General features: G+C 54.0%; 14 protein-coding genes and 2 pseudogenes. 4 read left to right on the forward strand and 12 right to left on the reverse strand.

All coding sequences use genetic code 11. The annotated features are described in order from the left end of the window. The first annotated feature begins 149 nt into the window (after positions 1 to 149). Positions 150 to 2,153, forward strand: a complete 2,004-nt coding sequence (locus tag GJ699_RS06060; RefSeq protein WP_371867498.1) for a DUF4238 domain-containing protein — start codon at positions 150 to 152, stop codon at positions 2,151 to 2,153. 226 nt (positions 2,154 to 2,379) lie between these two features. On the opposite strand, the gene GJ699_RS06065 is transcribed toward GJ699_RS06060, so the two are convergent. The 3 genes from GJ699_RS06065 to GJ699_RS06075 all read right to left on the reverse strand — a co-directional run bounded on the left by GJ699_RS06065 (position 2,380) and on the right by GJ699_RS06075 (position 4,335). Next, the gene (locus tag GJ699_RS06065) at positions 2,380 to 2,763 is read right to left on the reverse strand and encodes a hypothetical protein (protein WP_154374168.1); all 384 of its coding nucleotides are present in this window, start codon (positions 2,761 to 2,763) and stop codon (positions 2,380 to 2,382) included. A gap of 24 nt (positions 2,764 to 2,787) precedes the next feature. Continuing rightward, on the reverse strand, positions 2,788 to 3,423 hold the full coding sequence (locus GJ699_RS06070) for a hypothetical protein (RefSeq protein ID WP_154374170.1): 636 nt from the start codon (positions 3,421 to 3,423) through the stop codon (positions 2,788 to 2,790). Between the two features lie 162 nt (positions 3,424 to 3,585). Further along, positions 3,586 to 4,335: a DEAD/DEAH box helicase gene (locus GJ699_RS06075; RefSeq protein ID WP_154374172.1), complete on the reverse strand. Its 750-nt coding sequence runs from the start codon at positions 4,333 to 4,335 to the stop codon at positions 3,586 to 3,588. Positions 4,336 to 4,878: 543 nt separating this feature from the next. On the opposite strand from GJ699_RS06075, the gene GJ699_RS06080 reads away from it, so the two are divergent. Together GJ699_RS06080 and GJ699_RS06085 are read left to right on the forward strand one after the other, a co-directional pair. Then, positions 4,879 to 5,565: a hypothetical protein gene (locus GJ699_RS06080; protein WP_154374174.1), complete on the forward strand. Its 687-nt coding sequence runs from the start codon at positions 4,879 to 4,881 to the stop codon at positions 5,563 to 5,565. Further along, a complete protein-coding gene (locus GJ699_RS06085; protein ID WP_154374176.1) occupies positions 5,562 to 5,768 on the forward strand; it encodes a hypothetical protein in 207 nt (68 codons plus the stop codon). The genes GJ699_RS06080 and GJ699_RS06085 overlap by 4 nt, the downstream gene beginning before the upstream one ends. Here the strand turns inward: GJ699_RS06085 and GJ699_RS06090 are convergent. The 6 genes and pseudogenes from GJ699_RS06090 to GJ699_RS06115 form a co-directional block, all read right to left on the reverse strand. After that, positions 5,769 to 6,099, reverse strand: a pseudogene (locus GJ699_RS06090) (DDE-type integrase/transposase/recombinase); the annotation flags it as partial. 156 nt (positions 6,100 to 6,255) lie between these two features. After that, positions 6,256 to 6,627: a hypothetical protein gene (locus GJ699_RS06095; protein WP_154374178.1), complete on the reverse strand. Its 372-nt coding sequence runs from the start codon at positions 6,625 to 6,627 to the stop codon at positions 6,256 to 6,258. 33 nt (positions 6,628 to 6,660) lie between these two features. After that, positions 6,661 to 7,227 (reverse strand): hypothetical protein, encoded by a 567-nt coding sequence (locus GJ699_RS06100; RefSeq protein ID WP_154374179.1) that lies wholly within the window; start codon positions 7,225 to 7,227, stop codon positions 6,661 to 6,663. Next, entirely contained in the window at positions 7,227 to 8,843 is a 1,617-nt protein-coding gene (locus tag GJ699_RS06105; RefSeq protein WP_154374181.1) for a hypothetical protein, read from the reverse strand. Before GJ699_RS06105 ends, GJ699_RS06100 begins: the two co-directional genes overlap by 1 nt. Before the next feature lie 2,137 nt (positions 8,844 to 10,980). After that, positions 10,981 to 11,580 (reverse strand): hypothetical protein, encoded by a 600-nt coding sequence (locus GJ699_RS06110; protein WP_154374182.1) that lies wholly within the window; start codon positions 11,578 to 11,580, stop codon positions 10,981 to 10,983. Between the two features lie 985 nt (positions 11,581 to 12,565). Continuing rightward, on the reverse strand, positions 12,566 to 12,907 hold the full coding sequence (locus tag GJ699_RS06115; protein ID WP_154374184.1) for a hypothetical protein: 342 nt from the start codon (positions 12,905 to 12,907) through the stop codon (positions 12,566 to 12,568). A 56-nt stretch (positions 12,908 to 12,963) separates the two neighbouring features. Between GJ699_RS06115 and GJ699_RS06120 the strand changes: the two are divergent. Next, positions 12,964 to 13,395: pseudogene (locus GJ699_RS06120) on the forward strand (DDE-type integrase/transposase/recombinase); the annotation flags it as partial. A gap of 60 nt (positions 13,396 to 13,455) precedes the next feature. Here GJ699_RS06120 and GJ699_RS06125 read toward each other — a convergent pair. From GJ699_RS06125 to GJ699_RS06135, 3 genes are all read right to left on the reverse strand, one after another. Further along, positions 13,456 to 14,241, reverse strand: coding sequence for a hypothetical protein (locus tag GJ699_RS06125; protein WP_154374186.1), 786 nt, complete (start codon positions 14,239 to 14,241; stop codon positions 13,456 to 13,458). Between the two features lie 245 nt (positions 14,242 to 14,486). Further along, positions 14,487 to 15,719, reverse strand: coding sequence for a ComEC/Rec2 family competence protein (locus GJ699_RS06130; RefSeq protein ID WP_195763469.1), 1,233 nt, complete (start codon positions 15,717 to 15,719; stop codon positions 14,487 to 14,489). Positions 15,720 to 15,780: 61 nt separating this feature from the next. Then, positions 15,781 to 18,738 (reverse strand): phosphatidylinositol-specific phospholipase C domain-containing protein, encoded by a 2,958-nt coding sequence (locus GJ699_RS06135; protein WP_154374190.1) that lies wholly within the window; start codon positions 18,736 to 18,738, stop codon positions 15,781 to 15,783. Between the last annotated feature and the right edge of the window lie 44 nt (positions 18,739 to 18,782).

Here is an 18,782-nt window from a genome sequence, read left to right on the forward strand (position 1 = left end):
CTAGCAATGCCACGTCGATCACTCCGATCTCCTGCCGAAAAGACAGGGGGAATTGTGCTACTAACGTGGGTCAGATTCCGTTGCAAATTCGTGGGAAAGGTGGGTCAGATTTCAGTGCAACTTAACAGGCCGGAAGAAAACAACACTACATACCTCAGTCTGTGCAGCGCGCATTCGAAGCGAAGCGCACGGGGCTCAAGACGCAAGTGTATGTTTACCACAAAGATCGCCCACCATATTTGACCTCAACGGAAGGCGTGGGTGCGCAAAGGGACTTCTATTCTACCCCGGAGCCACATTCCAAAGACACGCTCGACGACCGCATTACCGATTTTGAGCTCGATGAACTCAATGAGGTTCTCATCGGACTACGGGCCATCAAGCATGGACCTGTCGATCCAGGGAAGGCTGCACTCATCATCGCACATTTGACAGTCCGCACTGCTCACCTGCGAGGAACGCTCCAGTCTTTGGTCCAGTCAGCCGCAGACCAAATGGGAGCGATCGTCGACGAACCCGAGTCGGTGCGAAAGTTCATCGGGATTGATTCGTCCAGCGACACCCGGCTTCAAGAAGAGATCAAGTCTTCATTAAGCGCCGTTGGACTCGACTCCCTGTCGCAGGATGATCGTTTCACGATTGAGCGTATGATTGCCTTCCGGCTCAGGGAGCGCTTCGATGTGCTCTTTGAAAATGCAACAGGTGCAGTGAAGACAGAATTGACTGCGATGATGGGCCGTATGCCTGACACCATCGCGCAAACTCATAAGCGCTCGTTGTCCGAATCATTGGTATCTAACGTGCGGTTCCAGGCATTGGAAAAGCTTCAGTGGCGTGTAGTTGCCGCTGACACGAGCGAGCGGTGTTTCATACTGCCCGACTGTGTGGCCATCGGTTGCACGAACGCGACAGGCGATTTCTTACCATTTGCGATGATGGGGTTTGAGGATATCACGACCGTCGTGATGCCTTTATCGCCGCGACAACTCTTGGTTGGCGGTCTGAACGAAGTACCACAGGAAAATCTTAACGGCTATTTTGCTGACTGTAGCCTGAACTTTGTGATCAGCTCGCGCCAGGGCGATGATGTGGCGCAGCATGCGCAGCGGATCGGTCATTTCGCCGCTGGGATGAATATAAACCTGCCGGAAGACGGTTTCGAGCCTAATCCTGAACCTGTGTTAGCTGCGCACTTCGAGGCCGGACTACACATTCAGGTTCCGCCTGATAAAACGGGGCGTGCCGTTAAGCGAGAGATCCTAGCGGTTGTTCGCGAGACTGTTGACGCGCCCGTCCTTTCCACGATTGAATCGGTGATCGTGACCCCAGACATGAGGGCCACATTACAATCGCTTATGCAACGAATGCCCAGTGATTTGGAACTGCGAACTGCTGAGGCTGGCCTGGCGCTACCTATCCGAAGTGCACGCTGGCAATCGCGTATCATTATCACTCGCCGCATGGCGGAGGCCTTATTGCCCAATACGGAGTCCGATAAGCGGCGCCTTGCCCGAAGGGTGATCAGAATAAACCTGGGTCGTGCGCTCTACTTAGGTTGCTGGGCGCGTCAGTATCCCGCCATTCTTGAGCATCCGCAGCCTACTCTCTGGCGCGACATGCTATGCAAGGTCGCTTTTGGCGCAGCGTCGCAGTATGCGGGAGCGCTGGCGAGCCGTGACGGAATGGCGCCGCGTTTGCTCGACGATGAGGCGCAAGACGAATTAGTGTCCGGCCTTCGCTTGGGACTCAGTTTATTGCCGCATGTGCGCGCGGCATATTCAGTGCATCAGGATGTCGATCAACTGACGCGGGACGCGGCTGGCCCGCTGGAGGCGCTGCTAAATGCCGTCGCTGCATTGGCAGGCTTTGCCGCTGCCGAACAAGGTACTCTCAATGATTATCCGAAGGCCGCGATCGACTTAGCTAAAGTAGGTCTATTAGATTGGGCCATCCTGTTTGCTAAGGACTTGGCTCGGCACTATGAACAGCGTGCGTATTGGAGCTCGGCAGCTGACCTAAACCAGCTTGCGGAACATGCTGAGCGGATTCTCTGGACAATTGGCGTGTCGGGCATTCCGTTTGGGGAGTTGTATAAGATCCAAGTTGGCGATGAGGATCGAGTGGCCTTTGTCGGCCGCATTCTCTCGCAGTAATCGAACCATCTTGCCGGTCACTTCCCTTGGCCGGCAAGATAATCGCATCAGCGAGATCGGATAGCCTGTCTTTTTCGCAGTGCCAGGAATTGACCGAGAAGCGCTTGAGCGCGCGTGTAAAAAAGTGGGTGTTCTACGCGGCTCAAGCTATGGTATTGCTCCACACTTCATTCGATGTGCCAAACCAGCCTGCCGCCGGCACTAGGCAGTCTCTACAGTCTCGCCTTCAGATACACACCGATGCTGCAATAGGACGTTGAGCGCTCGAGTCCACAGTATTGCGAAGTGTTACCGTCCAGGACGGTCCATCTGTCGTCGGTGGCCCAGTCATTGACAGGCAATAGTCGATGCCATTGACAGACACATCCATCTCCAGGATCGATTGCGACCGAGTGCATTGTCCCATCACCGATTCGAGTTGCTTTAAGCCCTCGTGCAGCAAGCGTGTGCTGTCGTCCAGGCAGACCGATTTGCCGCTCGCCCCTTGGGCAAAGGTCGTTCCGTTCGAATTGCCGGATAAAGACTCCAACTGATCGACCACCATTTTACTTATCGGTTCGGCTGTGAAGGCAGCCTTCAGTGCAAGTTCCAGCTTCGCGTCTTTGTTCATTCTCTCAACCCTAAATTGTTCGCGTTAGTTGCGCTTTAACTTGAGCAGCATTGTCGGTAGCTGCGACAACGCCCGCTGGGACACTTCGAAACTGAGCAGTGGAACTTCGCTGATACTGTGAACGTGTTCAACATACTCAGCGCCAAGTACCATCGGGATGTAGGTGGGGTGCGGTGCAATCGCGTCCGGCCATCCACCGACTACCTGCCCGGATAACTCAGGTTTATTCCAGGCTACGGCTAACGAAGACCACAAGGTCAGATCGAGCACTTCCAGATTCGGTAGGGTGTACCACGCGTGGAAATTGAAACCCTGCCTGTCGACGAAGTCATTTACGCCAATACCAGCCTTGCCCCAGCGAGCAAAATCAGCTTGGGACGGATCGAAGATCGCCCTCTCCCCGGTATGCACTTGGCCAACTGTCAGCGTTACTTCACAGCCGAGGCCCGCCTCCACGTGCGGGAGCAGAGCGTGGCTCCATTTCAGACACTGCAGCGCACTATCCTCCAGGCTGGTAATGCCAGCTGCCTTGACTTGCGCCATCACCTTTTCACCATTGGAGGGTGTCACGAGTTCTCCACTCACGGCAGACATTTTTGGGAAGTCAAAGCCCAGCGACCGCGTGAATTCTTGAGCTTTTGCAAATTGTTCACTATACAAAATGGCACCTTTAAAACAACAATAAGATTGCCTTACGGCATTCTCAAATTCTTAAGAGAAACTTATGCCATTTCGATTTGCAACGAATTCCTCAGCTGATGAGGTGAGCACGCCGGTGCCTCGCGCCGCGCGTCCTCTCTATTCTTCGTCTGCCGCAACGATTCAGGCGCCGATCAGCGGATGATGAGAGCAAATCACCACCCGGCGTGCGCCGCGGGTAAGCGCTACATATAAGTGCTTCGCATCCATGCGCTCCGGATACAGGATTACACCCACATCCGCCTCCAAGCCTTTGAGCAAGAGGGGGCTTCCCACCGCGCGCTGCGTCACCAGGCGGCCATGGTGGCGGCCCCGTTCGCGCTCGGCTAGCGCCGCCTCATAAAACGTCTGTGCCCCCTGCTGCGCCATCCGCAAGGCGTTGATGAAGGCATTCAGTACTTCTGGACGGTAAACGCGGACGTTCGGCTGCTCACGAACAGCAATGACCGCTTGCAGTGCCGCCGCATAACCGGGCGCCCGGATCAATGCCAGCAAAGCCGTCTCCGCCGCTGTAGGGGGATTGCGGGCTGTACCGCGCAGCAAGCTGTCTAGCCGACGCACCAATTCGGCGGCGCCGACATTGGTCATGATGTCCGCGAGAAAAACGATCAGGCGCTGGGCTGCGTCGGCCGCATTGACCGTAAATGTGCGTGCAAACTCAGTCAGATCTTCCAGATCTGCTTTTTCGACCAAGGTCGCGCCTGGTGTCTGGCTGGCCATTTGCCGCCGGCCGGTTGCATTGATGCTGTCACCGATGACAAGAACCGTCCCGTGTGGCACGGGCGCCGCAGTCCTCGCGGCCTGGATGCGTTGTTGATCGGCAGTGGCCGCATCGAGGCGGATCCATTGGACTTCGGGCGGCGCAACGCGCAAGTCGATGGACTTATGTGCACACCATCTGCGCGGAAGCAAACATTCAGACATTCCGCAATTTTGGTGAGAATTTAGCAATAAACCATTTGTGCCTAAAGCCTTGCTTCCCTGCTTTTAATGCCCCTTCGCTGATAAAAACTTTCGTTCCTTGGCTCGAGTGGAATCTGGGCGCCCGCCTTGCCCAGTTTGCCGGCCAGTGCATCGAGAAAAGGCATTTGTAGCGCCGCGTTATCTTCCGCCGAAATAAACACGCCAGATTGATAGCCCTAGTCGAGCACACGCGGCGACAGCAAGCTGCGGCACAGGTCATTTGCAAAACTACCGAATATGGTGTTCAGCATGAAATTGACGACCAGCCTCCCGCAAAAGCTCACCTAACTCAGGCCACGACGTCGAGCCGCCCCGGCCACCGCGATACGGTAGGTTCCACGGACAGGTCGATGATTGCGCCCGGCGTTGGATGCAGTTCCAGGGCGTGTGCGATCGCCACTCTAGCCGCGTCAGGCCGCCTACCCGTTCGATCCGCGCAACCACCGGCCATTCGTGCGCGCCTTTCTGCGTGCGGTGCGGGACGCGACCGGACAGCTCTACCGCCCCGCGATTTACCAGCGGCTGCTGGCGGCGGTCGCGCCAGAGCGACGGCCGTCGACTGCCACCCTCGCCGCCGAAAAACAGGCGCTGGCCGGAGAAGCCAAGCAGTCTGCGACCCGCGCCGAAGACTGCGAGATCGTTGATGTGCTGGCGCTTCAAACCATTGACGTCGAGCAGCTGCGCCTGGCCGTCACCGATGCCATCGACGCCGGCATGGTCCGTTTCGCGCGATCGGCCGGCGGCAATGGCGGCCAGCTGGCGTTTTATGCGGCGCGATTAAGCGAAACCGAACAGCAGCTGCTGGCGGTGCGTGAACAGGCCGCGCGCCTCGCGACGGATCTAGCGCTCGCGCGGCAACTGGCAGATCACCATGAGCGGGACGCCCAGCGCACCGGCACGGCCCTGGCGCTGGAAGCCGACGCAGTCGCCAAACTCGCCGCCGAGGTGACCGAGATGCGCCTATTCGCACTGCGCTCGATCGACGAGGCCAGGGGCGAAGCGCGGGTATGGAAGGAACGCAGCGTCGTGCTGGAGGCCCAGCGGCAACTCGATGCGCGCCTGCTTGAGACCTTTCGCCAGAAGGCCTACCGGGCCGGCGCGGAGATCCCCGACCTACTGCGCCAGGACAAAAGGCGATGAACCAGATGACCATACCCGACGAGACACAGGCGCCAGCCGCCCTGCCCAATCTCCCAATTGCGCACGGGCTTGGGCCTGTGGCCGATGACTGGGAGGCGGCCCAGGTCTGGCTGCGAGCGATCGCCAGCCGCGGGCGCGGCAATTCGCCGGAAACCGTCGCCACCTACGGCTATCACCTCACCAGTGTGAGTCAGGCGACCTAGCCTGCTCTTCCAGGGAGCGCGGCAATGTATCAACTCCGCTTTGTACAAGCCATTGATGGGCTCGGCCAGCGCGTTGTCACAGCTGTCCCCCTTACTCCCCACAGAGGGCTCAACTCCGGCTTCCGCCAAACGCTCGCTGTAGCGGATGGAAACCTATTGCGAGCCCTTGTCGCTATGATGAAAAGGCGTCGTCACGCTCGGGCTGGCGGGCGTACAACGCCTGCTCCAAGGCATCAAGAACGAAGTCAGTGCGCATCGAACTGCTGACACGCCAGCCCGCGCCAGGCAAGACATCAATCACAAAGGCCACATAGAAAAAACCTTGCTTCGTTAGCCGCTATGTATCGGGCAGTCGCCATCAGCCGCATTGCTCCGGAGGCCAAGCGAAACCGTTCGACCATTGCCACTTTTTTCTTTGAAGAGTTCATTAGGGACAGAACAAGTTCACTGACCGCACATCGTATGACTTCAAAACAGTCAGCCTCGCTCAGGCGGGTGAAGCACTGCCAAACTTTGACCAGGCCGCTAGGAATTTTGCAGCCAGGGACACGATTGACTCCGCCTTTGCAGTGGTAGTAATGCTCTTCGCAAATGCAGTAGCCAAGTCCTGAGCCTCCTGGAGCGTTTGATCGTCCGGCCCCTTAAGCGCAGTTTTATTGAAAGCGTCGATGTCTGCCTGATTAGCTGACTTCATTTGTGCCAGCAAATCCTCCATCGACAACGCGGCGCGGAAGAATCGAACTTTGTCGGACTCTATGATGGAATTCTTCGCCAATTTTTCGAAATATTCCATTTCATTTTGGAGTGCTAAATAGGCCTGCGAGAATGCGTGCCAGAATCCATCGGAATTATTTGCCACTTTATGCCTCCATTAAAAGGGTTTGTAACTACGCTATTTGGCGGGCACACCATCTTCAGCCGACTTCTTAGCTTCTGCGATTTTTTCTTTGTTAGTCTTTACCGTCTCCTTGAGAGTCGTGACGAAAAGATGGATGTCGCTGTAATGTTCTTTGCCAGATAATCCCGCGCCCAGTGCAGCTAATGACTTCTGCGCATCTTCAGTGGCCTTCTTCGTGCTCGGTAAAGTGGTAACCAGCGCTGTGACCGTCTGGTCTTGTAGATTGTCAGCTGCTGTAAGCGCAGCCTCATCTGTCGCCACGGCATTCGCGTTAGCCAGCAATTTTTGCGTAATGCTCTGTGCCTGGTAGTCGCCAGCGGATTCCCGCATACGACTGCTGTTTGCTAGGCTCGCGAGAGCGGACTTCGCCAGTTTGTGTTGCTCCTTGAGCGAGTCCTGGCGTGCTTTGTACGACTCCAGCTCACTGGTACGAAAATCACTGAGGGCGGCTTCCATTTCGCCGATCACACCGACCCCGAAGTTTGCCGACTGTTGTGCGATATGCGGCGTTGAGCAGCCAGTAAGTGCAAAGGCCGTAAGCACAATCATGAGCTTGCCCATTAGTTGACTCCTTTACCTATCCAAACCAGGGTGGCGCTGTTAAGCAGGGACTGGATGTCAGTCGGCTTAATGCCTGAGGCCGCAGAGGTGGCCGATTGCTCGATGACAGAATTAATCACGCCAGTCCACAAAGCGAGATTGGATTCTGCGAGAGAAAGAGATCGCTCATGAGCCAAGGCGTCAATTTGGTACACCGGTTTGGTGGATTCCGGCTGCAGGCGCACTATGTCATCTAGGTAGTTTGTCGCCGCATCCCATGTGCGCTGTTTGTTCTCGACTTGCTTCGTCCAAATTTTCACTTCACCAGGCTTCGTTGGTCGCGTGCTAACTGGAGCAAACGCCGTAATAACGCTTTCATCTAAGGGGACTGGTGACGTAGCAGCCCTTATCACCTCTCCGTTGTGCATTTCAGCAGGCTGCCCGACGAGACAAGCCTTTGCATAGAGGAGCTGCTTATATCTCTTTGTTAGCGCAAGCACCCGCTGCTCGCGCAGCGCCAGTTCAAGATTACGAATCTTGATTTCGCGAGCGGCAGCGTCTGATTTTGCTTGGGCCAGATTTTTTGCCAGCAGTAGGGGGACAAGATTCGGCTTTTCCGCGTTGGTCCATTCAGCCTTAGTTTCGCCGGCAAACTTTGACAGTTTCAGCAGCACCTCAACTTGGTGCGATTTATCTACCTTAGTTTTTCCGTCGTCTTCAACAAAGCTCGCCAAAAAGCGGTCAACTGATGTCTGCTCTGCATCCGACAGTAGTTTTACGCCCAACGCGCTATTAAGTTGTTTTCCATCTTTGTCGGCCTCCTCTATGGCGGATTTTAAACGGTCGGTTGCGGCGGTGAGTTTTTCGCCAAGCCCCTTCGCATCGGCAGCTTGCTTGCTTACTGCATCGTTGTATGCCTTCAGAGCAGCTTGAAAATCCTCGCGGACTAACTTTGTCTCAGTTGACGCCGCCTTAACCCTCGTCTTCGCTGAGTTTCGTGCGGCAATGGCATCCGCCAAGAGGCCTTTGCTCAATGTCGGCTCGGGGTCTAATTGCGTTAGCCCGGCGCATTCCCGCGTATATTCCTTTTGAACTTCCGTTAAGCGATCGGCCTTAGCGGTATCAACCTTACGAATATCGGCAATTACGACCAAGTTCTTTAAAGCTTCATCACAACCGGCCGGATTCAGACCAAGTTGCCTGAACTCTTGGACTTGAAAGGCGACGCCATTATTTGCTTTTTGCTGTTTGCTTAAGTAATCCAACCACGTTGGAGCTTCTGCTTCCTTGGTGATTAGTTTCTTGAGCTCGCTGTCTAACGGGGCTAACAGCGTCGTTCTAATTGTTCCCTCACCGTCAATTGCCAACTGGCGAGCGGCTAGCGTCGCTTGCGCAACGGCCAGCTCATCGGTAGCCTTAAGCTGATCAGTAAGCAACGCCGTATGGTTTTTCCTGGCGAGACTGATCTGTGTAGTTAGGTCTACTTTCTCCCAGGCTGCTTTAGCCGCCAGACCTTGTTTATCGCGTGTTTCGCTATAAAAAACGCCGCAGCCTGTGAGGCTCACAAGCAGGCTCGCAACTGAAATGGTGTGAAAGATCTTTCCCAAATGGATTTTGGAGGTTGGAACGAGATTCATGGGTGACCATCCGTTCGGAGGATTTCGGGTTTGACCTAATTTGCGTAGGACTTATCCTACATGAACAATGATGTATTATTTGCATGTCTAAAAATCTATCCAAAAATCACGCTGTCAAAAATTAGCCAAAAAGTACGCCTTTTTGACAGGGGATGTGGTCTTGCGTGGTATTTCTGACACTACGCAGACTTCGCATCAGTGTTGATACGCCTGCTTTTCAAGGACTCTTGGGGCTTGAGATAAAATTCTTGGTGGGGAAAAAGTAGCTGGTCAGCAAAAAATCCGCATTTGTAAAGTCACACTTTTGCTTCAATTGGATATGAAGCAAAAGTGTGACTTTGAATGAACTATAAGTGGGTAGGTCAGAGCGGACGAGAGGAAACGATGGAGTCACACTTTTGCTTCATCGTACGACCGGCATGGTTTGAACGACGCGCTATGAAGCAAATGTGTGACGATTTGCTGTGCCCCTGCTTTGCTAGCGATCACCTCGGGAGTTAGCTTGATCAGCCATGTCGTTAAGGCTTAGGCGCCAGCGCAGAACCGTGAATGGTCCGTCTATTCCTCGAAGAACCGTATGACCTTGCGGTACTCGACCTCGTCAGGTCCTAGAATGTCGCGCAGGTTTCTCCACATCACGCACTAGCCAACGCGGTCCCGCTTGGCTACCGGCGACGTTGGCCGCATGCTCCGCTTGCCGTGTGGCCCCGGGCAACTGCAAACCATGCCAGGCCGGGCGGCCGAATGGCACTTCCAGCTCTAGACGATAATGTTGTTCGAGCAGTTGGTCCTGATTGAGCGTAAAGATGGCGTCGAACCGCGCAAGAAAGCCGGTTACCGTTCGTTCCCGACCCTGCCGGAACTCCCACTGCCGGGTAAATAAATGCATGTTCATGTGGCTGAACATGCGCTCGATGGGCCTATCCCTTTATTTCCGCGTGGTTATTCCTTTGAGCTCTTTACTCATTTGACTTTTAAGGGAAGTGAAATCCGGCTGTAGTCGTTTCTGAAACTCCACCCTTAGCGCTTGTTTAGTATCTTTCACGTCGCTTTCAAAACGAGGCATGGCATCATTGCAGTTTTCTGTACGGAGCGAGACAATCTTAAGGTCAATCCCTTGGTTCGTAAGCGAAGACTCCCAGAGGACTGACAATTTTTCTTAGGGTATTTGTCTGCCCTTCAAGGGAATGGCGGGTCCGCCGCTCTCGAGGACTTTCTGGTTGACAAAACCACGGTAGAAAACTATGTATTTCTCTGAGCTTTGGTCAGAAAATACTACCCTGAACATATAGTCTTGTTGAATGACCTCCTCATCTATATTTGCTCGAAGGTTGTCTCCCAACGCTACCGTGTGAAACGAAAAAAGCAGTGTCGCTAAAATCAGTATCCTAGACATCGGTTCTCCTCCGTAATCATCCAAGTAGCTTATTCACTGTATCGCATTTGCATCAATAGCTGAGAATCGATTCTTACTACAAAATTCTTAGCGATCGAGTTGCGGGAACGGGGTTACTGCAGAGGGGGATGAAGTGGGTCGAATAATATACCAAGCAACTGCCATCCACCCCAGGACGAACAGAATTGTAAGCATTACGTAGGCCCATGGAAGCCAAGCAAACGTCTCTGGCGCTCTCGGAGCTCCGAAGCAAAGCATACCGTTACGGGCCGCTTTGCTAAGCAATTCAAAATTGAAGTGATCACTTGATCCGCTTGTTACCGCCCTGCCCTCGCAACGATAGACAGATTCACCAAAATACCTTACGAGCATTTGGCCGGTCGCTAAGAGTGTGGCAATATGAACCACTACAATGGTAAGTATTCTGTAGATTCTTCCATCCAATTTCGAGATATCGATCTCCGCGTTCGTAAAATGAAAACAAGGAATTCTTGATAACCTGGCATCTCGACGGCGCGGGTAACACCACATAAAAGTCAACGTGAGCATAAGTAAACCGCTAAGTAAGTCCACCGGTACCCCAATAGCCGGAACCGTTGATGCGGTTATGTTTGAAAGGAAGCCGAACAGCTCAATAGATGCCCCTCCAGCCGTCGTGCGCGCAAATAATTTTCCAACCAGCGTCACGTACAGCACAGCCATCCAGGACCACATCTTCAAATAGGAGCTCTCATTCATTGATTATTTTGCTCTCACTTTAAAGTCAAATTGAGTCACCAGTTGCTTATTTTCAGCAGTGACGCGCGTTATTGCGATAGCGTCCAGCACCGGCTGCAACTGCCCCGGCGTGCTATGAAACATGTCCTCCACAGCCAGTCGAACATCGAACTGAACTGCTGTAGGTAGTTTTGGGATAAATAATTGCTTTAACATCTCCGTCAGCTTGTCTTCGACGCGGTCGACCCTAAGATCTTCGATTAGTAATATATTCCCTCTGAACGCAGGTTTTCCTGAGACAGTGAAATCCGAAGCTAGACCGACGCCCAAGCAATCCTTGCCAACCACGATACCTGATCGAGAAGATAGGTGTCCACTTAAAAATAGTCGCCCGCTCGAGAGCTTTACAGAAGGTTCTTCGAGATATGTATAACATACGCCGGAAGCAAGATACATGCGTCCTTCCGGCCCAGTGAACAGTGCCTGCTTAAGCAACTTCAGAACAGCAGTTTCTTCCAGGATAATCTCTGCAGGGAACGCTGACTGAGATATCAAAAAAAATGCTATTCCAACTAGTCCAAAGCGCCCTCTGCGTGCAGATAAAATAGTTCTTAATTTATTCATATTTTTTTGACCTTGGGTTGTGAATTAATTAAACAGATTGCATGTGATCTGGGATTCTTATGAAAATTCTTGAAGTGAATTTTGAGGACTTCGAAACTTTGTCTCCAACGTCTTCTCACCTTGTAGACCGGGGCATTTTTTGAACCGCACAATCTACCCGTACTTCTTTTTTTGAAAGACTAGCTGTCGCGGATATCCCCCACTCAGTTGTACGCTGTATGGATTGCCGCATCAGTTCATTTGTTTCGAGTGTTGTAGTGACTTCGAACCATTGAGTCTGGCCAGGTTCTATCGTGACGTATCTTCGAACCACATTGGTGCTGTCAATTACGCGAATGCCCCGAAAGTGCAACGAGTCGCCTTTGCAATCACGAGCGTTCGCTGCACCTGTTTGTGGGTACAAGTACAAATCAAATTTTTCAGTCTCCCATCCAAAAGCTGTAGTGTCCGGATTGGCCATTAGCATGCTTATGCTAACGTTGGCAGTGTCGCCGGCTATCGAGTATTCGATATCGCGTACGTCAAGTCGAGGTGCCGTCGATCCCTTGGCAGCTTTGATTACTTGCGTGGGTAGGATCGTAGCGTGCAGTATGGCCCAGTGGCCGAATAACATCGACATTCCAGTAGTGACCATTATTACTGTCGCCATCAACTTCTTACGTCGCCAAAGCAACCTAAGTCTCAACCCGCTGACTACGAAAATCAGAGGGCATACCAGCGAAGCGACCAAACCGGTAAAAATAGCAATGTAGAACATCGCGCCAAAAAACTTGGCTCCAATGGCTCCTCCTGGGGGCTCCCATTTACCTACGACCGTCGCAAGAACCACAAAGCCAAAGACCAACGAAAACAGGAGCCACGCCTGCGCACCGAATGCATAACTTAAGAGGAAGGGCACCAGTCGGCGTGACCGGGGCGCGCGTTTAGCGAGCATCGTTCTCAGCACCACAGAGAGCACGACAACAACCAAGACACCTGGCAAGGCCTAAACAGCAACCTTTAATAAGGAAATCTCCTTGCTCAATGTATCGGTCACTTTTTCGGCAAGGTCATCCGAGAACCATATCCAATCATAGATCTGAGTTCCCGCCACTTGACCAAGCAGCGAAAGCAGAAAGAGTCCAATGGACAGGTACGTCATAGGCAGGACGAACCTCACTCGTGCCGCATGACGGTCCGCAAGCAGGTCAGAAATTCGTCGACGCGGTGAGCCAATGACACGTATCCCGGTACGAAAGTAGCGGGATAGAAAGTGAAGCAATCCTTCCACGCTGGATTCGAGTGCTTCCGCGACCCGAATACGCGGTTTTTTTGTCGACTCAGTCATTTACCGCCCCAATGTTTAGACAACCTGTCGAAGGTAAAACCGCCCCAAGCCTATACGAGACTTGCCGCCGCTATTTGTTCGTGGCCATAGACCGCGCCACGCGCTGGGTCTTTCTGCACATCTATGACGACATGAGCGACACCAGCAGAGCATCGATTCCTGCGCCGCCTCAAGGAGGCTGCACCCATCAAGATCGCCAAAATCCTGACCGACAATGGCTCGCAGTTTACGGACCGTTTCACCAGCAAAGACAAGCAACCCAGCGGGCGGCATGTGTTCGACAAAGTCTGCGCCGGCATGGGTATCGAACACAGTCTGGCGCCGCCCTGTCATCCACAAACCAACGGCATGGTCGAGCGCTTCAATGGGCGCAGCGCGCAATGGACTCAAAGACACCCATCCAAGCTCTCAAAGAATGGCAGCAGCAGAAGCCTGATCTATTTGTAAAACGCGTTTATGAACAAGCGGGCCTGTGGACACCTAGGTAATGTCAGCTTAATCGTCCTGCTGGCCATGGCAGAACTCAGTACCGGGTGCACTGCCCCCGCTCAATTACCCGGTCCCTCCGGCGGCTTGGCAGCGCTGCGGTTGACGAACAGTTTTCCGGAGGAGTCTAGAATGCTCGGCGCAAAACGCTCACTGAAGCCACAAAGGAAAGCGGCCACCCAGATCGGAGCCATTTTGCCGTCCGGCGGCACTTTGAAGGCGAGTCCCAGAAGCTCGTAGCGCAAGATGATGTAGACCACAGAGACAAAGCCCAAGGCTATGAATGGCTGCACAAATCCGGTGGTGAACACAGTCGTGGGGCTGTCAATTTCTCCCAACTGTAATTGCGACAGGCGCGTGAAGATGCTGGTCAGGCTACCGGCCAAGCCATACAGGCACAGCGATGCGATAGTGGCAGCATCAGCCTGTTCGCGGGCCCAGGCCGGAACGGGCGTGCCCGCTGCAGACAAGACTTTCCACACGCCGATCACGCCGGCCAGCGCACCAAACACGGCACCCGCCATGTAAAGCAGCTGGTTGTGAGTTTGCGTTACGGCTTGAAACCGCGTGCGCGCCAGTTCCAGCAGGCGTCGCCCCTCCTGCACATCCAGGACGCCCGCTGTCAATGCTCCCCGCAGCATCGAGATCAGTTCCAGGTGACGGCGCGGACTATGTCGCAGCAACCGGCAATGAAGCGCTTCCACCTCGGCAGCTAGGGCCAGCAACGCTGCGCTGCGGGGGGCGTCGTCCGCCAGGCTTAGCGCCACGTGCTGCCTAATCCAGAAGGGCAGCCAAGCCTGCACCACCCGAGTCACGGTTTTTCTTGCCCATGGAAGGATCGATTTCATTGTACCTTTCACTCCTTTTGCACGCCCAGCAGGCGCCATCTTGGAGGTGCCATTACCGCCGTTGAGGCATATGGGGTGCCGAGAACGCATATACCAAATTTGAATTGATGAGCGCAACGTAGAGTCATCTTACTTTGATATCGAATTGGAAACTCTCTCCAATTGTTGCAATGCGTTGAGTATCGGGTATTTGCAACCTCCTCCGCCGCGTCAACGTCGTCAAATTAGATGTAGTCCTCGCCAAGCTATGTCTGCTGCCGGCTTACCGACTTCACTGTATCTTCCTCGTCGCCATTGTCCGTCACATATATCGTGTAGCCCTCCCCGCCCGGCGCTACCCTTACCACGATGTGGCCGTCGCGGCTGCGCATCTGGCTAGTGAGGCGCTGGTTTGCCAGATGGTTTGCCGCCACGAGCGACGTGGCGTAGATTTCGCGCCGACCTGGATAAAGGCGCTGGCTCAGCATGCGCTCCATCTGCAGCATATCGGGATGAACCACATGCCAGGTCGGTATCACCCACGCCTGCGGCCGTAGCGCGCGCACGATATCGGCACTCAGACCATCGAACATGCCGTGATGGTCGGCGGTTGCCACGTTCACCGGGCCAGCCACGCGAGCGGCGGCACCCAGCACGTCCAGCCATGGGACTTCGCCGTCGTATGTGTAACTGGTCAGGTCGCCCCCGGTGAAGTAAGAAAATTTTCCGAGGCTGAACTTGAGCGCGATCGAGCATACATTTTCGTTCGGGTAGTCCGCTTTCGCCAACGTCTTCAGTGGCGGGAACATGGCCTTGGCCTGTTCGCCACTGCCGGTCCACACCTCGCCGTTGGCGGCTATGACGCGCGCACTGAACAGCTCCGACCGACTACGCATCACCAACTGACTTGCGCTGCCGGGGCGGATACGCTCCACGGACAGCCCGCGCTGCTGGCGCGATTTGACGAACGCAAAGTAGTTTTCGGCATAGCGCCCGGTCGGACGCACCGGATAGTCATATGATGGCGCGCCGCGATCAATCAGGCAGCCGACCGGCATCAGCTCCGCGACATCGGTCACGCCCGATAGACGGTAGTCGCCTTGCGCGGACTTGGGGGATGCATCGTCCACATCACCCAAATGGTCTGGGTGTATGTGCGTCACCAGCAGATAGTCCAACTGCTGGCGGCCCGTTGCGCGCAGATGACGCTGGGCGTAGCGGGCCACCCACTCGCCCGGACGGCGTGACGCATTCGGCTTGGGCGCCGCCGATACGTCCAGCGTGTTGTTGGTGGCGCCGGCATCGATCAACATACTGGTGCCATCGGGCATGATGACCAGGGTGGCGCTGCCGCGTCCCGTTGCAATGTGGTGGATGTCCAGGCAACCGGGAGTCCACGCCGGCAGGCGGCTGTTTTCCGCCGCCAGCGAGGGGCGCATCGCCAGCGGCGCGACCAGCATGCCCATCACAAACTGGCGGCGGTCCAAATGATAGTTCATCGATTGTTCATCCATTGTGATTTGACGCCGGCCTCGTAATTGCTGACCTTCTCCGGACGTTCTAGTGCGTTGTGGATCTGACGATGAAAGCCTGATCTGTTGGGAGACCGGTTGTGTATTGACCATTACCAGAGCGCAGCCAGCAGTGATGTTTACTCTCATTAAACGTGCCGCCAGAGCAAGCGGCAGTAGCTGTGCAGGTATCCATGCAACTACTCAGGGTGGTTGTATCAAATTCGCTTGTGGCGCCGGAACCCCAGAAAGTCCAACCGGTTTGCGTTTTGCTCACTTGACTGGCTCTCAGCAGGAACGCTTGGTCGGTTGGCTGCGAGGTTGTGAACCACCCGTTGTCGGATCGGAGCCGGCATTGTTTGTCGCTTGCGTTGAAGGTAGCACCCAGGCAGGCGCCCTTGCCTTTGCAGATTTCCGTGCACCGACCTAAATCCGGCACATCGTCATATTCTTCCTCTGAATTAAGGCCGCCAAGTGCCCACCCGGTGCGCGTTGAAATGACTTGCAGCATGAATCCCTGATCGTTGGGGATGCCCGGCTGGAAGATGCCTGCACCGCTACGAAGCCTGCACATTTGCTCGGTCGCGTTGTAAGTGCCGCCGGTACACTGGGTTCCTGGTTTGCGACTACAGGCATTGATGCATGCATCCAGGCTTTCTCCCTGGAACTCTTCCAGGCCACCGCTACCCATGAACTTCTGACCAAGCAGGCTGTTCACGGGGGGGCGTTGTAGGTTTTGGCTGCACAGGATGGCATGTGGGCGGCCATTGGATGCAACACTGACACCCACAACCACTTCTCCATTCGCGCACTCGCCCTTGTGCTGCCGGAATGCCCACTCGCCGGTAGATGTTTTGCCTCTGGCATCCCCGTTTTCAAAGACACGCACGGTTGCCAAATCAGACGGTTTAAGCCCTGGCCCGCCAGCGGCGCACTGTACAGCATGAAATTTACGATTTTCCTGCGGGCCGGATTGGCTCACCCCGCTGACGTATTCGTCCATGCCGCATTCAAAGATTTGGTAACCGGGTGACCAATCGTTCTCGCGTTGCGCCCGGCGCCGATCAACATCGGTGATGAATAGCGTGGCTCTTACTGCACCTGTGAGCGCCGTGGTGCTGACCTCTTCGCACAGGGCTGTTTGACCCATATGGTCAGACTGGCTAACACTGAGGCCGGTAATTGCTTCGCCAGTCGCACAAGCGGCTTTGTCATAGTTTGGGTCCCAGTCCGTTTGGCTGCCCCTCAAGCTAGAGGCATCCCTGAAGACGGCCGCCCCGATCAGCGAGCGTTTGAGGCTTGGGCTGCACAACAGGGCATGCGGGCTGTAATCACGTGGTGAGAAACTCACGCCCACCGCCACTTCATTGTCACCACAACTGCCCTTGTACTGACCAGGAGCCCAATCCAGCGTCGATGTTTGGCCTTGGTCGTTGCCGCTATCAAATATCCGTACTACCGGGGCGCCATGCTCATCCGGGCCGAAATCTCCTTTGGCGCACCGCAAGCGATGAAACGTGTCCGTTGTGTATTGGCTTACTGCAGAAATGTACTCTCCAAACCCACATTCCAATTTGAAATAGCCAAGCGACCAATCATTCAGTCGTTGCGCGCGACGCTGATCAGCATTCTCAAGGATGAGGATAGCTGCCGTTACTCCCGTCAGCGCAGACGTTTCGTCTTTTCCACATAGTGCAGTTGCCGCCATGTGGTCCGTCGGTACGACGCTGATGCCGATAATGGCTTCGTTCTTGGCGCAGGATGCCTTGTTGTAGCCGTAATCCCAGTCCGGTTGATCATCGCGTACCGTTGACTTGCCTCTAAATACGGCAACGCCATCTATGGGGTTATGGCCAATAACAGCATCGATCAGTCCGCCACCAGGAAAGTCCGCCATGATGAAGCCAACGCGGCCGATTTTGGCATCTGGGTCAAACAGCTTGTTGGTTGTTAATACGTTTGTTCCCTCAAACGAAATTGTGCAGATGTAGCTGAACAAACAAGTGGTGCGCGGAAAGTCTGGATAACTGCTGGAGAGCGGTGTGGTGAGGCCCGTACTGAGGCGTGGTGCGCCCGTGTAGGGGCTGGAATGTCCGCTAGCTACAAAATAGGGAAATGCGCCGGTTGAACCACTGAGGTAGTTCACATAGATCGTAGCCGAATCCCCCTTGCTGGCAGCTGACAATTGATTGTTAACTTTCTCCCACTTTGAATACAGGTCCCAATTGGTCGCTAGCTCATAGTCATCTTGCTTGTTGATTGCTATCAGGTTGTAGCTAATTCCCTTGTGGGTCTTGGAATCGAATTTATCGCGCATGATAACGAGATGTTGACGCACTTCATTCAATTTCGGGTTGTTGTTGTCATTGTTAGGGGTGTTGGTCCATATGTAGTCCTTATATTCTGGCTTGGCCATATAGGTTTCAAAGGCAGCCTTCCATGTTTCGACATCGACATGGCTTTTTTCATTCCCTGCATTTAAGCGCATGAATATGGCTTCAGAAGGATGATTTTTAAGGAAATCAGTTACTATACTAAGTACCTGATCCAAGTTGGCATTTAGGTCAGTAATGCCATGATAGATATCGCATTTATTGTCTCCTGTCAGTTGACAGCGAATATCCAGGGCGCGTATGCCAGATTCCAATTGATCTTGTAAGTCCATGGACTGGGTTTTATCAATGTCATGTCCCAAAGTGGAGAGGCTGTAAGTCATCGTGTCGTGTGTGCCGGGAATGCTGAGTTCGGCAATTTTTTTGGTACCATCGACCCGGCTCATCCAAGAGGCATTGTTCGTTTTGACGCCGCTGTCGTGGGAATAACCAGCATGGTTGTGCGCGATTGCGGCAGAACTCCACAATATAAAAGCTACCATTAATAAATGGCGAATTAATGGGTATTGGCGCAATGTGTGTTGCTTTGGCGTATTGACGCTATTTATTTGTTGGTTTGTAGAGTTGGTGTTGCATTGGTTGATTTCGCAGCGGTGCTCAATTTTATGGTGCATAGTAATTCCCATCCCAGAAATTAATAATATTTAAAATACTTGGA

Origin of the sequence: Duganella guangzhouensis (genome assembly GCF_009674535.1) — a bacterium.
Classification (GTDB): Bacteria; Pseudomonadota; Gammaproteobacteria; order Burkholderiales; family Burkholderiaceae_D; genus Rugamonas; species Rugamonas guangzhouensis.